Annotated in this window: 7 protein-coding genes; 3 read left to right on the plus strand and 4 right to left on the minus strand. The window is 72.3% G+C overall.

Annotated features, from left to right (window positions below):
• Nucleotides 1–43: 43 nt before the first annotated feature.
• From gntD to ACFYWY_RS27965, 3 genes are all read right to left on the minus strand, one after another.
• A complete protein-coding gene (gene gntD, locus ACFYWY_RS27955) occupies nt 44–1,153 on the minus strand; it encodes a guanitoxin biosynthesis L-enduracididine beta-hydroxylase GntD (RefSeq protein WP_389190794.1) in 1,110 nt (369 codons plus the stop codon).
• A 229-nt stretch (nt 1,154–1,382) separates the two neighbouring features.
• Entirely contained in the window at nt 1,383–7,901 is a 6,519-nt protein-coding gene (locus ACFYWY_RS27960; protein WP_389190795.1) for an amino acid adenylation domain-containing protein, read from the minus strand.
• Nucleotides 7,898–14,392: an amino acid adenylation domain-containing protein gene (locus ACFYWY_RS27965; RefSeq protein WP_389190796.1), complete on the minus strand. Its 6,495-nt coding sequence runs from the start codon at nt 14,390–14,392 to the stop codon at nt 7,898–7,900. The genes ACFYWY_RS27960 and ACFYWY_RS27965 overlap by 4 nt, the downstream gene beginning before the upstream one ends.
• 264 nt (nt 14,393–14,656) lie before the next feature.
• On the opposite strand from ACFYWY_RS27965, the gene ACFYWY_RS27970 reads away from it, so the two are divergent.
• Nucleotides 14,657–16,309: an AMP-binding protein gene (locus ACFYWY_RS27970; RefSeq protein ID WP_389190797.1), complete on the plus strand. Its 1,653-nt coding sequence runs from the start codon at nt 14,657–14,659 to the stop codon at nt 16,307–16,309.
• Nucleotides 16,310–16,414: 105 nt separating this feature from the next.
• On the opposite strand, the gene ACFYWY_RS27975 is transcribed toward ACFYWY_RS27970, so the two are convergent.
• Complete coding sequence (locus ACFYWY_RS27975) at nt 16,415–17,461, minus strand: diiron oxygenase (RefSeq protein WP_389190798.1); 1,047 nt, start codon at nt 17,459–17,461, stop codon at nt 16,415–16,417.
• 207 nt (nt 17,462–17,668) lie between these two features.
• On the opposite strand from ACFYWY_RS27975, the gene ACFYWY_RS27980 reads away from it, so the two are divergent.
• Both ACFYWY_RS27980 and ACFYWY_RS27985 read left to right on the plus strand, forming a co-directional pair.
• Entirely contained in the window at nt 17,669–18,460 is a 792-nt protein-coding gene (locus ACFYWY_RS27980) for a thioesterase II family protein (RefSeq protein WP_389190799.1), read from the plus strand.
• A 67-nt stretch (nt 18,461–18,527) separates the two neighbouring features.
• Complete coding sequence (locus ACFYWY_RS27985; protein ID WP_389190800.1) at nt 18,528–19,460, plus strand: TauD/TfdA family dioxygenase; 933 nt, start codon at nt 18,528–18,530, stop codon at nt 19,458–19,460.
• The last annotated feature ends 2 nt before the right edge of the window (nt 19,461–19,462 follow it).

Raw genomic sequence — 19,462 nt, forward strand, 5'->3', positions numbered from 1 at the left:
AACGGAGTCGAATGCTGATGAACGCAGACGAACAGGAACGGGCTCAGACGATGACGCGGTGACTGTCGAGGGCGTAACCGCTGAAGTTTCGGCGCAGATTGCGGCTCACGGTGAGCTTCTTGAGCCAGCGGTCGGTCCCGTCGTACCGGGCGGTGAACGGCCGACGGCCGTGCACCGCCCGGTAGTTGTCCACGAGCAGCAGCGAGCCGGGGCCCACCGCGATGTCCTGCTGTACGCGCTGCAGCTCGGCCATGAGCCGGTCGAGTGCCCCCTCGGCCTCGGCGTCGCCGGGGAGGACGTCCATGAAGGGCCGGTCGATGCGCAGATACGGGTTGAGCCGGTCGCCGAACAGGACGGCGGTCGGCGCGGGCCTGCGCTGCATCTCGTACAGCTTCACCAGCGCGGGGTGGCCGGGGGCCTGCGTCTCCAGCTGCCGTATGTGCTCGGTGTCCGGCATGATGTTGAAGCGGTCCTCTGCGAGCACCGCGCGGTCGTCGTCGCTCAGCCGGATGTCGCGGACGGACGCGACGATGGTCGGCACCCGGTCGGGGTTGCGCAGCCCGAGCAGCAGCAGGTAGTCGCAGCGGTTGGGGTGGAAGCCGTCCTCGGTGTGGAACTCCAGCAGGCTCTCACTCCCGTAGCCGCTCTGCCGCTCCTCGTCGCCGCGGATCGGCAGGATGTTCTGGATGATGCGGCCCTCCTGGAGGGTCACCCAGCCGAACGGGTCGCCCAGCACCATCCCGCACAGCGCCAGCCACAGCTCCTGGTCCCTGGCCGCCTTGCTCTGGATGGCCTCGCGCCAGTGCTCCGGCGTGGGGCCGAGCAGCGCGTCGTCCACCGGGAAGCCGTGCACCAGGCACGCGGCGGCCCGCTCGGTACGGCGGTAGGAGAGGAGTAAGTTGCGCAGCCCCGCGGGCAGCAGCTCCTCGGCCGCCTGGGCCCGGTCGTAGAAGCCCGGCAGGTCGGGCGCCCCGTGGGCGTCCCCGAGCTGCGACGCGGCGGCCCGCAGCTCGGCGATCTCCCCGGCGTCGAGGTGGTATTCGAGGGGGGCGTCGAGACTGCCGGAATTCCGGTCGGACGAGATCTGGTCGGATGAGATCTGGTCGGTCGCGTCGGGGCGGGGCGCGTCAACAGTCGGGAAATACGTTGTCATGTCGGTAGTCCTCACCAGTTCGTGACCGCTCGGGTCGTCCGTCGTCCGGTCCTGTGCGGTCCGCGCTGTGCTGCCGGCCGCGTGGTGGTGCCGCACTGGACCGGCCGAGCAGGGTCCCGGCCGTACTGGTCCAGTGGTCGTGCGATGGTCGTGCGGTGTCGGTGGTCGTGCGCTGTCGGTGGTCGTGCGGTGTCGGTGGTCGTGCGCTGTCGGTGCGGTGGTCCAGGAGCTAGGCCGGCTCCTGCCAGTCCGCGGCGAACTCGTCGAGCTCGTCCTGGTCCAAGGTGATCAACGGCTCCTCGGGACCGGCCGCGTCGGCGTCCGGGTCCGGGTCGAGTTCCTTCACCGCGGCGGCGAGCGCCGCCACGGTCTTGTGGGTGAACACGTCGCGCGGGGCGATGTCCAGACCGTCCGCGCGCGCCAGAGTGACGAACTTGATCGAGACGATCGAGTCGCCGCCCAGGTCGAAGAAGCTGTCGTCGATGCCGACCCGGTCCGCTTCGAGGGCCTTCGCGAACAGCGCGCACAACTGCTCCTCACGCGCGTTACGCGGTGCCCGGCTGCCGCCGGTACCGGAGAAGTCCGGTGCGGGCAGGGCGGCCCGGTCGAGCTTGCCGCTCGGCGTCACGGGCAGCCGGTCGAGTACGACGACGGCCGCGGGCACCATGTACTCGGGCAGGGCGGCGGCGGCCCGGTCGCGCAGCGCCGCCGGGTCAGGCCGGGCGCCCGCCGCCGGGGCCACGTACCCCACCAGCCGCCGCCGGCCTGGCCGGTCCTCCCGGACGACCACGGCCGTCTGCGCGACCGAGGGGTCATCAGCCAGCACCGCCTCGATCTCGCCCGGCTCGATCCGGAAGCCGCGCACCTTGACCTGCTGGTCGGCCCGGCCCAGGTACTCGAGGGTCCCGTGCGGCGTGCGGCGCGCCACGTCGCCCGAGCGGTACATCCGCGCGCCCGCCGGGCCGAACGGGTCGGCCACGAAGCGTTCCGCGGTGAGCCCCGCCCGGCGGAGGTAGCCGCGGGCGAGGCCGTCGCCGGCCAGGTACAGCTCGCCGGGCACCCCTGCCGGTACCGGCCGCAGCGCGCCGTCCAGCAGATACACGCGGGCGCCCACGACCGGATCGCCCATCGGCGGACTGACCCGGCCCGACAGCGGACGGCTCATCGTCGCCATGACGGTCGCCTCGGTCGGGCCGTAGGCGTTGACCATGCGACGCCCGACCGACCAGCGTTCGACCAGATCGGGCGGGCACGCCTCCGCGCCCACGACGAGGGTGACGTCGGCCGGCAGACCGCCTTCGGGCATCACGGCGAGCGAGGAAGGCGGAAGCAGCAGCGCGGTCACGCCGTGCCGCGCCACCGTCGCCGCCAGGGCAGGCCCCGGCAGCAGTTCGTCAGCGGTCGCGGTGACCGCGCTCGCCCCGGTCAGCAGGGCGGTGGCCAGTTCCCACACCGAGGCGTCGAAACTCGGCGAGGCGAACAGCAGCACCCGCTCGTCCGCGCGGAGGGCGAGCCCGTCGCGCTGCTGAGCGATCAGGGCCGCGATGCCGAGGTGGGGCACCAGCACGCCCTTGGGACGGCCGGTCGACCCGGAGGTGTAGATCAGGTACGCGGCGGACTCGGGCCGCAGCGGCGCCACCCGGTCGTCGTCGGTCAGGTCCGCGTCGGACAGGCCCGCGGTCAACCCCGCGACCTCGCCGAGGAGTTGGGCCCCGTCACTGACGGCCGGCCCGGGCCCGTCCAGGCACAGCGTCTCCCCGGCACCGGCCTCGACCATCAGTTCCGCCGCCCCACCGGTGGTGAGGACGAGGTCGGGCCGCGCGTCGCCGATGACATAGCGGAGCCGGTCCATCGGGTACCCGATGTCCAGCGGCAGATAGGCGGCGCCGGTCTTGAGGACGGCCAGGACAGCGAGTACGGACCGGGCCGACTTCGGCATCGCGACCGCGACGAAGCTCTCCGGGCCGATGCCCAGGGCCACCAGCGCCCGGGCGAGCCGGTTGGCCTGCGCGTTGAGGTCGCCGTAACGGACCGCCAGCGGGCCCTCGTACACCGCGACGGCGTCGGGCCGTGCCCGTACCTGCTCCTCGAAGAGCACGGGGAAGGTCGTCCGCGGCAGCTCACGGGCCCTGCCGTCGGCGGCTTCGAGCAGCTGCGCGCGCTCCCCGGGCGTGAGCAGGTCGATCCGGCCGAGGGGCGCCGCCGGGTCGTGGACGAAGCAGTCGAGGACCTTGCGCACCCGGGCAAGCAGCGCGCCGGACGCCTCGGCGGTGAAGAGGTCGGCGCGGTAGCTGAGTTCGAGACTCAGCCGCTCACCGGGCACCACGACCAGGCTGAACGGGTAGTGGGAGGCGCCGGGCGCGGGCTCGTCGTCGACGGAGATCCGCAGTCCCGGGACCTGCTCCTGGACGGCGTCCCCGTCGACGGGGGTGTTCTCGAACCCCACGACGGTGTCGAAGAGTTCACCCAGCCCCACGGTCCGCTGTACCTCGGTGAGACCCACGTGGTGGTACGGGCGCAGCCCGGCCTGCTCGGACTGCAGGTCGGTCAGGACGCGGCGAAGCGGCTGCGCCGGGTCGAGCCGTACCCGGACCGCGACGGTGTTCATGAGCAGGCCGACGATCTCCTCTGCGCCCGGCAGCTCCGGCGGACGCCCGGCGGTCGTCGCGCCGAAGACGATGTCGTCGCGGCCCAGCAGCTGGCCCAGCGCCACCGCCCAGGCGCCCTGGACCAGGGTGTTGAGCGTCAGGCCCGCGCCGCGTGCCGCGGCGGAGAGCGCCGCGGTCTCTTCGGCGTCGAGGATCTTCGTGACCAGGTCCGGCACGGTCGCGGCGGCTGCGTCGGCTTCCGGCGCGACCAGCGTCGGTTCATCGAGGCCGGTCAGCGCCTCGCCCCACGCCTTCGCCGCCCGCTCCTCGTCCTGGCTGCCGAGCCAGCCGAGGAAGTCGGCGAACGGCGCCGGCGGACGGCCGCCGTCCGCGCCGCCTCGGGCGTAGAGGGTGAACAGGTCGCGGAAGACCAACGGCAGCGACCAGCCGTCCAGCAGCATGTGATGGTGCGTCACAAGCAGCAGATGGTCGTCGGGTGCGAGGCGGACCAGGGCGACCCGCAGCAGCGGCGGCTTCGCGAGGTCGAAGCGCCGGACACGGTCCTCGTCCATCAACTCCGCGAGGCGTACCCGGCGTTCGTCCTCGTCCAGTTCGGAGAGGTCGATCTCCTGCCACGGCACGCGCACGTCCTGCACGACCTGGACCGAACGGCCCGAGCTCAGCAGCGCGAAGGAGGCGCGGAGCGCGGTGTGGCGTGCGAGGAGTCCGTCGAAGGCCTTGCGCAGCACGGCGGGTGAGAGCGTTCCCGACAGCCGCAGGGGCCGCTGGGTGGTGTAGACGTCGACGCCGTCGGCGGAGAGCATCGCGTGGAAGTGCATGCCCTGTTGCAGCGGTGTCAGCGGCAGCACGTCCGCGACCCGGTGTCCGTCTGCGGCGGCGAGTTCCGCCCGCTCGGCGTCGCTGAGGGAGATCAGCGGCCCCGCGACGGGCGAGACAGCTCCGCCCGGACCCTGCGGGCCGTTGTCCAGCGGGTCGATGTCCTGGGCCACCACGGCCAGTCGGGCGATGGTCTTGTGGACGAAGATGTCCTTGGCGGTCAGTGCCAGCCCGGCCCGATGGGCCCGGGCGGCCAACTGCATGGAGACGATCGAGTCGCCGCCCAGGTCGAAGAAGCTGTCGTCGACGCCGACCTGCTCCCGCCCCAGGACCTCGGCGAACACCTCGTGCAGCATCCGCTCCCGCTCCGAGCCGGGGGCCCGGTAGACCCCCGCGGCGCGGAACGAGGGAGCCGGCAGCGCCCGCCGGTCCACCTTGCCGTTCGGGGTGAGCGCGAAGGCGTCCACCGCCATCACCAGCGCCGGCACCATGTACTCCGGCAGCACCCGGGCCACGCTCTCCCGCAGGGCCTCCGGATCCACCTGAGCGCCGGCGGAGGGACGTACATAGCCCACGATGCGCTGCACGCCCGCACCGTCGGCGGAGACCGCCACCACCGCCTGGCCCACCGAGGGGTCCGCCGCCAGGGCGGCCTCGATCTCGCCCAGTTCGATACGGAATCCCCGTACCTTCACCTGGAAGTCCGAGCGCCCGCAGTACTCCACGACACCGTCCGGGCGGCGGCGACCCAGATCACCCGTGCGGTACATCCGGGCGCCCGCCGGACCGAACACATCGGCCACGAACCGTTCCGCCGTGAGCCCGGGGCGCCCCAGGTATCCGCGAGCGACCCCGTCACCCGCGATGTACAGCTCCCCCACCACCCCGGCCGGCACCGGCCGCAGGAAACCGTCGAGCACATACACCCGGGTGTTGTCGGCGGGAGTGCCGATCGCGGGCCCGGCGGAACCGTCGCCGTGGCAGAGCATCGCGTCGATCGTGCACTCGGCGGGGCCGTAGAGGTTGTACACCGACAGGCCGGGTATGCCCCGCAGTTCGGTCCACAGGTCGTCGCCGACCTCCTCGCCGCCGAGTGCGAGGGTGCCCACCCGGTGCCGCTCCCCCGCCGCGTCGAACATGCCTGCCGCCAGCATCTGCCGGGCGACGGACGGCGTGGTGTCGAGGACGTCGACCGCCGCGCCCAGCGCGTACTCCACGAGTGCCAGAGAGTCCTTGCGGACGGTGTCGTCGACCATGTGCAGTTCGTGCCCGGCCACCATCCACAGCAGCTGGCTCCAGGAGGCGTCGAAGCCGAGCGAGTTGGTGAGTGCGGCGCGCAGCGGCCTGCCGCCCGCCTTCGCCCGCTCCGGATCGAAGAAGTTCTCCCGGTGGCTGTGGAACATGTTGGCGAGGTTGCGATGCTCGACGGCGACGCCCTTGGGACGGCCGGTGGAGCCCGAGGTGTAGATCACGTAGGCCAAGTGGCCCGGAAGCAGCGCGCCCAGACGGTCGTCGTCGTCAAGGTCCGTCGCCTCCTCGGGCAGTACGGCCTCGTCGAGCAGCAGCGCCGGCACCCCCTCGGGCATGGCGTGCGCGGTCGCGGCGGCGGCCAGGACGAGGGCCGGTCCCGCCTCCGCGCAGATCGCAGCGATCCGCTCCGCGGGATGCCCGGTGTCGATCGGCAGGTATCCGGCGCCCGACTTGAGGACCGCCAGGATCGCCGTCACCGCGTCGGTGGTACGGGGCAGGGCGACGCCGACGAGACGGCCGGGGCCCGCGCCGTGGGCGGCGAGCAGCCGGGCGAGCCGGTTGGCGTCGGCGTTGAGCCGCTCGAAGGTCAGACTTCTCGCGCCGTCGACGACGGCGACCGCGTCCGGTGTCGCGCGGACCTGCGCCTCGAACAACTCGGGCAGGGTCCGGGACGGGTGCTGGGCACTGGGGCCGCTCGACGCCCGCAGGATGTCGCGTTGCTGAGCCGGGGATCGCAACGGCAGCTGTCCCGACGGCAGTTCGGGCCGGGCGGCGATGTCTTCCAGCAGGACGCCCAGCCGCTGAAGGACTTCGGATGCCGCCTCGCCGGTATAGACGTCCTCGCGGTAGTTGAGTTCGAGGCGGAGCCGTTCGCCGGGGTAGACGGCGAGGCTCAGCGGGTAATGGGTGCCCTCGGGCGTGTCCTCTACGGCGTCCCTCAGCAGGCTGATGTCCAGTCCGGCGACCGAGGACTGCTGGACGGCCTGCTCGACGGGAAAGTTCTCGAAGGCGAGTGTGGTGTCGAAGAGTTCGCTGACGCCCACGGCACGGTGGACGTCCGCGAGACCGAGGTACTGGTGGCCGATCAGGGCCGTCTGCTCGTGCTGGATGCGTGCCAGCAGGTCCGCCACCGGCTCGGCCGGGTCGACCCGGACCCGGGCGGGCACGGTGTTGATCATCAGGCCGACCATGCGGTCGCTGCCCGGGAGCTCCGGCGGGCGGCCCGCGACGGTGTTGCCGAAGACGACGTCGTGCCGTCCGGTCAGCACCGTCAGCAGCAGCGCCCACGCGCCCTGGACGATGGTGTTGGTGGTGAGCTCGCGGGCACGGGCGGCGGCGGTGATCCGCGCCGTGGCGGTCTCGGGCAGCTCCATGACGACGCGCTGCTGGCCGCGGTCGGACGCGCCGGTGCCCGCTCCGTTCGCCACCAGCGTCGCGCCGTCGACCCCCGACAGCGCGGCCCGCCAGGCCCGTTCGGCCTCGCCGCGGTCCTGGTCCGAGAGCCAGCCGAGATATTCCGTGAACGGCGCGGCCGGTTCCAGGTGCTCTGTCGTGCCGCCGTCCCGGTAGATCCGGAACAGGTCGCTGAGGACCAGCGGCAGCGACCAGCCGTCCAGCAGGATGTGGTGGTTGGTGAGCACCAGGACGTGCCGGTCGGGTGCGAGCCGCACCAGCGTGAACCGCAGCAGCGGCGGCTTCGCCATGTCGAAGCGCCGGGAGCGGTCCTCGGTCAGCAGCCGGGCAAGGCGCACCCGGCGCTCGTCCGGGCCGAAGCCGGACAGGTCGATCTCCTCCCACGGCGCTTCGACCGCCCGGGCGACGGCCTGGACGGCCTCGCCCGAGCGGCGCCGCAGGAACCCGGCTCGCAGACTCGCCTGGCGGGCCAGCAGGGCGTCGCAGGAGCCGCGCAGCACCTCGGTCTCGAGGTCCCCGACGAGCTCGAGGGGCGTCTGTACGTTGTAGAAGTCGACGTCGTCGCCATCGACGCCGCCGCCGTCGAAGAGGGCGTGGAAGAGGATGCCCTGCTGCAGCGGCGAGAGCGGCAGGACCGCTTCCAGGGATGTCTGTTTCACAGCGATATCTCCCACTGGGCTTCGAGCTCGTCGAGTTCTTCCGCGTCGATCCGCACCAGGCTCCCGGTGCGAGGGGTGTTCGCTTCCGGGTCGATGTCCTGGGCCACCAGGGCGAGTCGGGCGATGGTCTTGTGGACGAAGATGTCCTTGGCGCTGAGCACGAGGCCGGCCCGATGGGCCCGGGCCGCCAGCCGCATGGAGACGATCGAGTCGCCGCCCAGGTCGAAGAAGCTGTCGTCGACGCCGATCTGCTCCCGCCCCAGGACCTCGGCGAACACCTCGTGCAGTACCCGCTCGCGCTCCGAACCGGGGGCCCGGTAGGCCTCCGTGGCACGGAAGAAGGGGGCCGGCAGCGCCCGTCGGTCGACTTTCCCGTTGGGGGTCAGCGCGAAGGCGTCCACCACGATCACCTGCGCGGGCACCATGTACTCCGGCAGTTCCCTGGCCACCCGGTCCCGCAGGGCTTCCGGATCCACGCGGCCTCCGGCTGACGGGCGTACGTAGCCCACGATCCGCTGCGCGCCCGCGTCATCGGCGGGCACCGTCACCACTGCCTGGTCCACCGAGGCGTCCGCCGCCAGCACCGCCTCGATCTCCCCGAGCTCGATACGGAATCCCCGTACCTTCACCTGGAAGTCCGACCGTCCGCTGTACTCCACGACACCGTCCGGGCGGCGGCGACCCAGGTCACCGGTGCGGTACATGCGGGCGCCCGGAGCACCGGACACGTCGGCCACGAACCGTTCCCCGGTCAGGCCCGGGCGGCCCAGGTAACCGCGGGTGACCCCGTCACCCGCGATGTACAGCTCCCCCACCACCCCGGCCGGGACCGGCCGCAGGAAACCGTCGAGCACGTACACCCGCAGGTTGGCCAGGGGGGTCCCGACCGGCACGGCGCCGGCGTTCTCGCCCGGGTGTGCACGGCCGGTGGTGGTGTAGACGGACACCTCGGTGGGCCCGTACTGGTTGTGCAGTTCCGCGCCGACGATGTCGTGGAAGCGGTCGGCCAGGGCCCCGGTCAGCTGCTCGCCGCCGACGAACACCCGCTTGAGGCTGTCGCACAGGTCGCTGCCCGGCTCCCGCAGGAACACCTCCAGGGTCGACGGCACGAACTGGGCGACCGTGACCCGCTCGTCGCGGATCAGCGCGGGCAGATAGCCGGGGGCGTCCTCGCCGTCGGGCCGCGCGACGATCACGGCGGCGCCGTGCAGCAGTGGCCAGAAGATCTCCCACACCGACGGGTCGAAGCTGAGGGAAGTGCGCTGCAGCACCCGGTCGCCGGGGGCGAGCGGATGCCGCTCCTGCATACCGGCCAGGTAGTTGGCGATACCGGCATGGGTGACGACGATGCCCTTCGGCCGCCCCGTCGAGCCCGAGGTGTACACCACGTACGCGGGGTGCTCGGGCAGCAGCCGCGTCGGCGTCGGTTCGACGGCCTCGGCCGCCGGGGCCGGCGACGCCAGGAACCCGTCGTCGATGACGAACACCGGCCGGGCCTCGTCGAGCATGTGCCGCACCCGCTCCGCCGGGTAGGCCGGGTCGAGGGGCAGATAGGCGGCGCCGGCCTTGTGGATCGCGTGCAGGGCGACGACGAGCTCGACGGAGCGGCGCAGCGAGACGGCGACTACCTTCCCGGGGCCCGCGCCCTTGGCGGTGAGCACGGCGGCCAGGCGGGCGGCGCGGGCGTCCAGTTCCGCGTAGCTGATCTGCTCGCCTTCGCAGACCACCGCGACGGCGTCCGGGCTGCGCCGTACCTGCTCCGCGAAGAGGGCGGGCAGGGTGGTGGGCGGGTAGCGGCGCGCGGTGTCGTTGACGTCGCGCACCAGGGTCTGCCGCTCGGCTTCGGTGAGCAGCGGCATCCGGCCGACCGGAAGGTCCGGTCGGGCGGCGAAGGTTTCGAGGGCGAGCCGGAGGCGGACGGTGCAGCCCTCGGCCTCGTCCTCGCCGAGCAGGTCGCCGCGGTAGGTCAGTTCGAGGCGCAGCCGCTCACCCGGCACCGCGGTGAGGCTGAGTGGGTAGTGCGTGGCGCCGGTGGGGTCGGACTCCTCGACGGTGATGTGCAGGCCGTTCGCCTGGCGGCCGATCTCCGCGCGGTCGATCGGTGCGTTCCCGAAGACGACGGCGGTGTCGAAGATTTCGGTGTGCCCGGTCAGACGGTGCAGTTCCGACAGGCTGAGGTGGTGGTGGTCGGCGAGCGCCACCTGCTCGTCCTGCACCCGGGCCAGCAGCTCGGCCAGCGGCTCGTGGGGCGTGACGCGGACCCGGACCGGAACGGTGTTCATGAGCAGTCCGACGATTTCGTCCACTCCCGCGAGCCGGGGCGGGCGGCCGGAGACCGTACTGCCGAAGACGACGTCGCGCCGGCCGGTGAGCGTGCCGAGCATCAGCGCCCAGGCGCCCTGGACGACGGTGTTGAGGGTGAGGCCGCGGGCGCGGGCGGTCCGCTCCAGCGAGGCGGTCAGCTCCGCGGACAGCTCCGTGACCAGCAGCCGGGGCAGCGCACCGTCGGTGCCGGGGCGCGCGGGCGCCACCAGGGTCGGGCCGTCCAGGCCCTTGAGCGCCTTGCCCCAGGCCTGCTCGGCCTCGGCCCGGTCACGGCCCGCGGCCCAGGCGAGATAGGAGCGGAACGGAACGGGGGCGGGCAGCGCGACGTCGTCGCCGCGGTGGTACAGCGCGAGCAGATCGCGCAGCAGCAGCGGCACCGACCAGCCGTCGAACAGGATGTGATGGCTCGACAGGACGATGAGGTGCCGCTCGTCCTCGAGGCGTACCAGGGTGAAGCGCAGCAGCGGCGGCGCTGCCATGTCGAAGCGGGTCCGCTTGTCCTGCGCGAGCAGTTCCGCGAGGCGCGCGCTCTGCTCATCGGGCGCAAGGCCCCGCAGGTCGCGTTCGTGTACGGGGACCTCGGCGTGCCTGGCGACGAGCTGGAGGGGTTCGCCCGCGTCGCTCTGGACGAAGGCGGCCCGGAGCGCGGAGTGCCTGCGGACCAGAGCCTGGCATGCCTCGCGCATCACGTCGGCCAAGAGGGGGCCGGAGAGACCGAAGACCTTCTGCACGTTGTAGGCGTCGGCCCCGGCCCCGTCGGCGAACTGGGCGTGGAAGAGCATCCCCTGCTGGAGGGGGGCGAGGGGCAGCACATCCTCCAGGCCGTCCGAGCCGTCCGGTCCCCGGTGCTCCCAGGCCTGCTCGAGCCTCGCCCATTCCGCCGCCGGGAGGGACACCAGCTCCACTGCGATGTCGTCCGGTTCTTCGGCGTCCGGTTCGGCGGGCAGCTCGTCGGCGTACGCGCACAGCGCGGCCACCGTCTTGTGGGCGAACACCGCCTGGGGGGTCAGCGGGACGCCGGCCCGGGCGGCCCGGGAGGCGAACTGGATCGCGACGATCGAATCGCCGCCCAGGTCGAAGAAGTTGTCGTCGATGCCCACGCCGGTCGCACCGAGGAGCTCCCCGAACAGCTCACAGAGCTTCGTCTCCCGCTCGTCGCGGGGGGCGCGGCTCTCGGCCGACCCGGTGTACACCGGGGCGGGCAGCGCACTCTGGTCGAGCTTGCCGCTCGGCATCAGCGGCAGCTCGGGCAGGACCACCACGGCGGCCGGGACCATGTACTCCGGCAGCCGCCGCGCGACCAGGGCACGCAGCGCGCCGGCGTCCGGCAGGCCGGCATCGGACCCGTCGGCTGCGGCGCCGTCGGCGTCGGGCCGGTCAGCTGCGGCGTCGGGCCCAACCCCCGCGGCAGGGACGACGTACGCGACCAACTGCCTTACGCCCGGCCGGTCCTCGCGGACGATCACGGCGACCCGGCCGACGCCGGGGGCCTGCGCGAGGACGCTCTCGATCTCGCCCGGCTCGATCCTGAAGCCCCGCACCTTGACCTGGCGGTCGGCGCGACCCAGGTAGATCAGCTCGCCGTCCTCGGTCCACCGGGCGACGTCGCCCGCCCGGTACATCCGCGCGCCGGGCGCGCCGTAGGGGTCGGCGACGAACCGTTCCGCGGTGAGCCCGGGACGGCCGAGGTAGCCGCGGGCGAGCCCGTCGCCGCTCAGGTACACCTCGCCCTCGACACCTGGCGGCACCGGCCGCAGCGCGTCGTCGAGCAGTCGGACGCGAGTGCCGAGGACCGGGCGCCCCATGGCCGGGACGACCCGGCCGGACAGCGGCTCGCTCATGGTGGCGATGACCGTCGACTCAGTGGGGCCGTAGGCGTTGATCATGCGCCTGCCCGGAGACCAGCGCGCGACCAGATCCGGCGAGCAGGCCTCGGCGCCGACGACCAGGGTGACGCCCTCGGGCAGTCCTCCCGGCGGCATGGCCCCGAGCGCGGAGGGCGCGAGCAGCAGACAGTTGACGCCGAGCTCGTCTACGAGGTCCGCCAGCTGCGGGCCGGGGGTGAGCCGTTCGGCCGGTGCGACGACCGCGGTGGCGCCGGTGAGCAGGGCGGTGCACAACTCCCATACCGACGCGTCGAAGCTCGGCGACGCGAACTGCAGCACGCTGGTGTCCGGCGTCACTCGAAGAGCGGCGGTCTGCTGACGTACCAGAGCGGCCAGGCCCGAGTGCGGGACGACGACGCCCTTGGGGCGGCCGGTCGAGCCGGAGGTGTAGATGACATACGCCGGGTGCCCGGGCAGCAGTGGCGCCCGCCGGTCGCGGTCGTCGAGGTCGGTGCCGGGCAGCCCCGCCGCGGGGAAGCCGGCGGAGCCGTCCGCGTCGTCCAGGTACAGCCGCGGCACTCCCGCGGCCAGCGTCCCGTCGTCGGCCGCGCGCGTCGTCAGCAGGATCAGCGGCGCGGCGTCGTCGAGCATGGCGGTGACCCGCGCCCGCGGGTAGTCGAGGTCGACCGGGAGATAGGCCGCACCCGACTTCATCACCGCGAGCACGGCCGTCAGCGCGGCGGTACCGCGCGGCAGGGCGACGGCCACCAGGCGCTCGGGTTCGGCGCCCCGCTCGACCAGGGCCCTGGCCAGGCGGTTGGCGCGGGCGTTGAGCTCCGCGTAGTCGACCGAGCCGTCGACCGAGCCGTCGGCCGAGTCGTCGGCGGAGCGCACCGCGCAGGCGTGCGGTGTCCGGCGGACCTGCTCCTCGAAGAGCTCCGGGAAGGTTTGCGCAGCGATTGGCCGCGTCGGTCCGGGGGCCTGGCCTGCGGCGAGCACCTCGGTGCGTTCCGCGGCCGTCAGGACATCCAGCCGGGCGATCGGCAGGTCGGAGGGGGCGGCCAGGAACCTGGTGAGGAAATCAGTGAACCGGCTCTGGTGCGCGGCCAGGTCGTCGGCGGTGTAGCGGTCGGGGTTGGCCTCGAACTCGACCCGCAGTCCCCGACCGTGCGGGAGGGGATGGCAGGTGATGTTGAGATCGGACACCGGTCCGCCCGACAGCGCCGTCTGGACCGCGTCGTGTCCGGCGAACCCGGCCTCTGCGCCGGACGGCATGATGTTGACGAGCACGCCGAACAGCTGCTCGTTCGCGCCGAGGAGTCGCAGGTCGCGCCGGAGCTCGTCGTACGGGTGGCGCTGGTGCGTGAGGAGTTCGCCGAGCCGCTGCGCGACATGCCGGACCAGCTGTGTGCGGCCCGCCGCCGGATCGACGGTGAGCCGCAGCGGGAGCGTGTTGGACAGCATGCCGGGCACGTTGTGGGACTGCGCGCCGAGCCGTGCGGTGACCGGGACACCGATGGTCAGGTCGCCGGCCCCTGTCATGCCGTGCAGGTAGGCGGCGACCGCCGCCAGCATCGCGACCGTCCACGGGGTGCGGGCGTCCCGCCCCGCGGTGCGCAGCGCCTGCGCCTCGGTCTCCGCGAGCTCCGTGGTCGCGGCGATCGCTATCCCCGCTGCGCCCGTCGGCACCCCCGGCGCCAGGCTGACGGTCTCGGACCGGTCGGCGAAGGCCTGGGTCCAATAGGCCTTGTCCGCGGTGTACTCCTCCGACGCCCGGTAGGCCGCCTCGTCCTCCAGCAGCGCCTGGAGCCGGCCCAGCGGCTCGCCCGTCGGCTCTGCCCCCGCGGCGAGCGCCTCGTAGACCGCGACGATCCTGCGGGTGTGCAGCACCGAGCCGAAGCCGTCGGACAGGATGTGGTGGCTTCGCTGGTACCAGAGGTAGTGGTCGACGCCGACGCGCATGAGCACGTGCGCGGACAGCGCGTCCGTCAGCAGATCGAGCGCGGTCGCGCGGTCGCGCTCCATCAACTCCCGGGCCACGGCCAAGGGGTCGTCCTCGCCGCTGAAGTCGACCTCACGCCACGTCGAGCAGCCCGGCGCGACCGGCCGCTGGCAGGGGCCGTCCGGCCGCTCCACCAGTTCGACGTCGAAGCTTCCGCTCTCGCCCTCGGCCTGCCGGATCGCGCGCGCCAGCAGTTCCCCGTCCACCGGCCCCCAGATCTCCCTGACGACCACGGTGTTGTACGCCGGGTTGCCGGGGTCGAGTCGCTGGGCGAAGAACACTCCTCGCTGGGCAGCCGTCAGCGGAAGCAGGCCATTCTCGGCGTCGCGTGAAGTCATCGGGTTCGTAACCGCTCTCTCGTGCATTCCGACGGACCAGAAGCTCGAATCTCGGTCGATGCTGCATCGCCCGCGCAGCCGGTCACCAGGCAACCGACCGGCAATCGGCGTTGCTGGTCGAATGCCGCCCGGACCGGGGCGAGTTACCGGCCGCTTGCCTGGTGGCCGCGGGGGCGGCGCGGCGATGATGCGCAGCATCCGGGCACGACACCGCGCCCCCGGGCGGACCGGACGTGCCGTGAAATCCTGGAGAGGACAAGGACGTTGGGAATCCCGGACCGGGGCCTGCTCGAGTGGCTGGATGAGGCGTCCACCGAGCGTGGCCTGTACTACGCGAACCGCGACGACGGCTGGGACTTCTGGTCCTACCGCGACCTGGGCGAACTGGTGCTGAAGACCGCCGCCGCGCTGCGGGCGAACGGCGTCGGGCAGGGCGACGTGGTGGGCCTGGTGCTGCGCTCGAGTCCGGGCTTCGTCGCCGGGTTCTTCGGCGCACTGGCCGCCGGCGCGACACCGTGCTCCATCGCCCCGCCGTTCGCCTTCCAGCGGGCGGACGAGTACGAGAAGCATGCGGGCCAGCTGTTCGAGACCGCCCGGCCCCGGTACATCATCTGCGACGACGAGTCGCTGGAGCGGATCCGCAAGGTCACCGCCGGGCTGGGGCTCACCGAGCCCGGGGTCTTCGACGAACTCGTCGCGGGCGTCGAGCCGTTGGAGCGGCCGATGCCCCTGCCGGAGATCGCGCTGCTGCAGTTCACCTCGGGGTCCAGCGGCTTCTCGCGCGGGGTGCAGATATCCGCCGACGCCCTGCGGACCAACCTCACCGGGATGCGCCGCTGGATCGACTGGTCGCCGGAGTACCCCGGCATCAGCTGGCTGCCGGTCCACCACGACATGGGCCTCGTCGGCTATCTGCTCAACGTCGTCGTCACCGGCTGCGACGGGTGGATGATGCAGCCGGACGACTTCATCCGCTCACCGCTGAGGTATCTGCGCTGCGTCAGCGAGCACGGCGCCGCCATGACGGGCATGCCCAACTTCGGCCTGGCGTACATCCTGCGCCGGGTCAAGCCGGCCCAGCTGGAGGGGCTGCGCTTCGACTCGATGCGGGCCGTGATCATCGGTGCGGAGCGGGTCGATCCGCAGGTTCTCGAGGAGTTCCACGCGCTGCTGGGACCGCACGGTCTCGACCGCGGCGCCCTGCTGCCCGCGTACGGCGGTGCGGAGGCGACCCTCGCGGTGACCGGACTGCCCCTCGGCGAAGGCTGGTCGACGCAGACGCCCGACGCCGGCGACGCCGCGTCCCTCGCCGGAACGGCGGTGGTCGGCTGCGGCCGTCCGCTGGAGGGCAGGACGGTGACGATCGTGTCGGAGGACGGCGAGGTGCTTCCGGAGGGGCAGGTCGGCGAGATCATCGTCACCGGGGTGTCGATCGCGAGCGGATACGTCGGCGACGCCGGCTCCGCCTCGGGTACCAGCCTCGGTGATACGGGACTGACGACCGGCGACGCGGGCTTCCTGCGCGACGGGCAGCTGTTCGTGATCGGCCGGCTCGGCGACGGGCTCAAGGTGAGCGGGAAGATGGTCTTCGCCGAGAGCCTGGAGACCTTGCTGCACCAACGGGGCATTCCCGAGCGCCGCGTCGCCGTCCTGCTCGGCGTCCGTGACGGCGTGCCGACGGGGGTGGCCGTCTTCGGGGGCGCGCAGCCCGGCTGGCGCGACCTCGCCCACGAGGTTCTGGCCGAATGGCTGGGCGACGCGGAACTCCTGGCAGTCGACGTGGCCCGGGGCGGCATCGCTGTCACATCCAGCGGCAAGCCCCGCCGCAGGGTCATCTGGAAGGCGCTGTGCGCCGGAGAGTTCTCGGCGACGACGCAGCCGTTGACCCCGACGACTCAGCCGCAGACCGCGGCCTGACCCGGCGGTACCGAACGTAGCTGCCCGGCGCGGAATCCGCGCCGGGCAGCTGCGTGTGGCGGACGAGGCCGGCTCTCGGCGAACCGGCTCTCAGCGAACCGGCTCTCAGCGGATCTGCATTGCCTCCGGCCGCACCAGATTCTCCGCGAGCAGCAGCGCCTTCACCCTGTCCGAGAGCATGTCCAGCTGCCGAAGCACATGGATGACCTGCTGGAACAGCATCTGCCGGTACGTGGCCATCATCGGGTTGGTACGCGCGAAGTGCAGCCCCTTGGCGACGTCGAGGTCCATCCGCTCCCAGACCTCGCGCAGCATGAACCGGCGGGACATCAGCTGTATTGCCTCCAGCAGGAAGTCCTCGCGCTCACGCAGCTCGGCCGAGGTGACCTGTTGGTACATGCCGGTCAGCGCGGTGACCCCGAAGGCGATGTGCCGGGCCTCGTCGCTCGCGACCATCTTGGTGATCTGCCGGATCACCGGATCGCCGAAGCCGCTGCTCGCGAGCCGGAGCGCGGTGATCGCCAGGCCCTCCACGACCACCTGCATGCCGAGGTAGACGATGTCCCACCTGGACTCCGACAGCAGGTCGTGCAGCAGTGTCTGCAGCCCGGGGTTGATCGGGTAGACGGTGCCCAGCTTCTCGTCGACGTAGCGCGCGAAGGCCTCGACGTGCCGCGCCTCGTCGGCGACCTGTGAGGCGGCGTAGGTCTTGGCGTCGATGTCGGGCACGGTCTCGACCAGCCGGGCCGTGGTCACCAGCGCGCCCTGCTCGCCGTGGAGGAACTGGCTGCACATCCACGCCTGGTACTCCCAGCGGAACTGGGTGAGCAGTTCACGCGGCACCGGGCTGCCCTCGCCGACGACGAAGGACGCGAGCTTCGCGCCGTTCTCCTCCGTCAGCTCGGCCCCGAACTGGACGTCGTGGTCCCAGTCGATGTCGGTGGTGGCGTTCCACTGCGAGACCTTGTTCTTCTCGTAGAGGCTCCACACACGGCTGTCGCGATTCCCGTAGTTCCAGTTCAGGCAGGCCCGGAAGATCGCATCGACCTCCATCAGGTCGGCCGTGACTGCATCCAGGGTGAAGAACGTCGTGTCGGACGCCTCGCCGGGAACAGCGGTCATGTGGGACGCCTCGTCGGGAACAGTGGTCATTGGATTACGGTCCACCCCTCGGGCCCGGAACAGGACTATTGGCCATGAGTCTGGGCGCACTGCGGAACCGCTCTCCAGGCACTGGCGGGGCAACTTGGCGGCAGACCGGTTGCCGGTCCCCGTGCCTGGTCCCGCCCCGGCCGCCGGACCACGATGAGCGGCACAGGCTACCGCCCCGGATGAACGCCGGCCGACGGAAGGAGCGGGATGCGAACCCATGCCGCCGCACAGTTCACCTCCTCCGAGAGCGCCCCGACGCGCGATCCGGACCGTCCGTGGATCGTCGGCCGGGTGCACGCGGCCCGCCCCCGGCTGCGGCTGTTCTGCCTGCCGCAGGCGGGCGGCAGCGCGGGCTCGTTCGCGCCCTGGCGCCTCACGGTGCCGCCGCCCGGCGTCGAACTCGCGACGGTGGAACTGCCCGGCCGCGGGGTGCGCAGCGCGGAGCCCGTGCCGGACACCCTCGAAGAACTGGCCGAAGCCGTGATCGACGGCATTTCGGACGAGTTCGACCTGCCGTACGCGATCTTCGGCCACAGCTTCGGGGCGCTGCTCGGGTACGAAATCGCCGTCCGTATCGGCAAGCGCGGACTGACCCCGCCCCGTGCGCTGATGGTGTCCGCGTCACGAGCGCCGCACACCCCGGTGCAGAGCCGGATCTCGGACCGGGACGACGCCGGTCTGCTCGCCTGGCTGGACGGGTTCGGCGGCTTCCCTCCCGAACTCGCCCGCTATCCGGCGTACTTGCGGTATGCGCTGCGTACGGTCCGCCGCGACCTCGCCCTCACCGAGGACTACCTGGGCGCCGGACCGGTGGCGGTCGACTGCCCGCTGCACGTCTTCGGCGGCGCCGAGGACCCGCTCGTGAGCGGGGCACAGCTGGAGCGCTGGCGCGACTGCGCCACGGCCGACTTCTCGGTCCGGCTGCTGCCCGGCGGGCACGACTACCTCTTCACCAGTGCGCCGGCCCTGCTCGGCGCCCTCGCGACGGCGCTTCGCTGACCGGCGGCCGTTCCGCGGCTTCGGGGACCCCGGTACCGGGCCCCTTTTCCCCAGGGAGTTGAGAGAGTTGAACGATCTGACCGGCATCACCGTGATCGAGGCCGACGGCGAGGACCTGGAGTCCTTCACACGCAAGCACGCCCGGGCGATCGACGAGGGCGTCGCCGCGAACGGCGCGGTGCTGATCAGAGGAGCCGGCGCCGACGGCGCCGGGGACTTCCAACGGGCCCTGGACGCGCTGGGGTTCGAACCGCTGGAGTACACGGAGCGCTCCACGCCGCGCAGCGAGGTGGGCGGCGGGGTCTTCACGTCCACCGAGTACCCGGCGCGCGAGGTGATCCCGCAGCACTGCGAGTCCTCGTACGCCGGTGCGTGGCCCGGACGGCTGGCGTTCTTTTCCGTCATCCCGGCGGAGACTGGCGGCGCGACCCCGATCACCGACGTCACCAAGGTGCTGGAGGACATCCCCGCCGACGTGCTCGAGGCCGTGGAGACGCGGGGCCTGCGGTACGTACGGAATTACGGCAGCGGTGTCGGACTCGACTGGCGCGACGCCTTCCAGACCGACAGCCGCGAGCAGGTGGACCGGTTCTGCGCGGCAGGCGGCCTGGACCGGGAGTGGCTGGAGGACGACTGCCTGCGTACGGTCCGCCGGGCCCCGGCGATCGCGGTGCACCCCCGCACCGGACGGCGACTGTGGTTCAACCACCTGGTGCTGTTCCACCAGTCCTCGCTGCCCGGCGACCTGCGTACCGACCTGGTGGACCTGCTCGGCGAGGACGGACTGCCCAACGACGTGCTGTTCGGCGACGGAACGCCGATCCCGGACGGCACGGTCGCCGCGGTCCGCTCGGCGTTCGAGCGCCGCTCGCAGCGCTTCGACTGGCTGCGGCACGACCTGCTGGTGATCGACAACATGCGCTGGTCACACGGCCGGGAAGCGTTCACCGGGGAGCGCCGGGTGCTGGTCTCCATGTCGGATCTGATCAGCAGGACCTGATC

This window comes from Streptomyces sp. NPDC002870, from assembly GCF_042888505.1.
In the GTDB taxonomy this organism is placed as follows: domain Bacteria; phylum Actinomycetota; class Actinomycetes; order Streptomycetales; family Streptomycetaceae; genus Streptomyces.